Below are 2008 nucleotides of genomic sequence, written 5' to 3'. Positions count from 1 at the left end.
TAGGGAGATGGAGCACGATGGTTGTATCCGGTGCCCATCCCCGGCCTGTCGGCTGAAAATGCCAGGTGCGATCCGTGACCCGATGCCAGCGTCCTGCCATGGCCGGCGCCAACGACCAGTGCGACAACGCGGGGCGCCGGACGGGAGCCGAAAAGGTGACCGCAATCGGTGCAGTCGACAGGTTGGGATGCCCCGCTGTCACCTGAACCGCTTTCGCCGTCAGCCACGGAACCGACGCCCAGTGCACCGTTTGAATCGAACCCCATGTCTCCCATGTTCGGGCGCGCACCTGGAACGCAACATCCCCTCGTTGATTCGGAGCATCCACAATCCGCCCCATCGCCACCCGCTTACCGCCGGTGGCGTGGACGTGACCGGTCGCCGGAAACCGGATTTGTGCAACGGAATCCGTAAACTGGGCGGTCGGAGCCTGCCCAACATCCACGCGCACGTGATCGGCCACAATCTGCGGCGTAGCCGGTGTCGTAACCGTGACCGCGCGGCGGACCTGCCATCCCAAAAAACCAGCTACCGTGACCCGCAGTTGAACAGGATGGTCCGGGGCCAGCCGATGCGTCGGCCAGAGGGTGTTCCCGGCCACGCGCAAGGATTGCGCCCCCGTCGGCGTGTCCTCGAGAGATGCCGCCACCACATGGGTGCCCCAGCCCTGAAGGACAACTTTCGACAAGGCAGTCGAACTGCGGGCAAACGTCAACCGCGGACGGGCGACCATCAGGAGGCCTACCACCAATCCGACGAGGATGATGGCGCAATGCCACCACTGAAGCCGCCATCGTCGCTGCCGGCGGCGAGAAGAGCGGGGACGACGTGGAACAGTTGGGGATACCTGGGACGGGGTCATCGTAATCTCCTCGATGTGTTGTCTATACCAGTATAACGACGCGTGCTAAGCAAAGGTGAACGAATCCCCCGGAGCATCGCTGATGGAGCCCTTCAGAACCTCGTCCACCTTGCGAACGCCGCCTTGATGGCAAAGAAAACAAGAAAGCATGCCGCATAACAGTTCTTCGTCAGCAATTGAAACGATCGACAAGCGGTAGCGATAGCGAAAGGCCGGGCTCTCTTCACATAATACGGGGATAGTGGAGCACGAACGATGACAACATATTGGAGATCATGGGGAAACCGCGCCACGCGTTCTCTAATAGTCGACATGGTGAAGAAGGGTTTTAGGATGACAGACTCTTTGAAAATTGATTTAAGCGATCTTCTTGCGCCCCCCACGAATTGTGCCATCGCCACGCAGACCGAGCCACCCCTATGGTGACCGCATCAACTACCACTCCCCTAGTCCCAGCACGTGACAACCTTGACCCGGCCCACAATTGCTGCTGATGCCACTGCACTCAAGGGCGGGTACGCCCTTTCATGCCACCGTCGAATTTATGAAACCAGTGTTGGCGCCTTGATACTGGAAACACGGCCCAATACACCAGTCCTGAAACAACGAGACTATTGAGGGCAGGAATCCCCCAGTGAATCCATTCTCCGCAACCAAATCCGATCCCCCAGGCCGCCACCAGGGCCACCATGGATCGCTCGGATGGTTGGAACATAAAGTACTGTATCGTGACGATCGCTGCCACCGGGGGGATCGCAACACCCATTAGCGTCAAAAGTGGCACAAAGTGGTTGATGATGCCGAGCATTCCAGCAACGGTACCTAAACATCCTACGATCACGGCCATTTCTGTGCGACTTAGAGACTTAATGTTGAGTAAGTCAAGGCCATTCACGAGTGCTAATGAGGCTCCATAAATATCCCAGTCACTAACTTTGATGGTACTGGTGATAAAGAGCACCCAGCCCCATAAGCCGCCCACAGCCAGATCGCCCGTAATATTTTCTTGGTGTAAGACGTGGCCAGCAACGATGCCAAGGCCCGATACGAGTCCAACACCTAAGACAAAAGGAGTGTCAAGGATTTTGTGTAAACAGTTTTTCAAGACTCCAAATTCTGTAAGGGCTGGCGGACTCGGTCTTCGAA

At 57.2% G+C, this 2008-nt stretch carries 2 protein-coding genes; both read right to left on the bottom strand.

The genetic code is table 11. The annotated features are described in order from the left end of the window. On the bottom strand, nt 1–862 hold an 862-nt coding region (locus HIJ39_RS22635; RefSeq protein ID WP_169103293.1), incomplete at its 3' end, for a hypothetical protein. Between the two features lie 505 nt (nt 863–1367). Beyond that, nucleotides 1368–2008, bottom strand: a 641-nt coding sequence (locus HIJ39_RS22630; protein ID WP_476718351.1) for an SLC5/6 family protein, incomplete at its 5' end; no start/stop codon positions are given.

This window comes from Sulfobacillus harzensis (genome assembly GCF_012933365.1).
In the GTDB taxonomy this organism is placed as follows: domain Bacteria; phylum Bacillota; class Sulfobacillia; order Sulfobacillales; family Sulfobacillaceae; genus Sulfobacillus_B; species Sulfobacillus_B harzensis.
The sequence above is the reverse complement of the archived record's forward strand: the minus strand, read 5'-3'. Positions and strand labels throughout refer to the sequence as shown.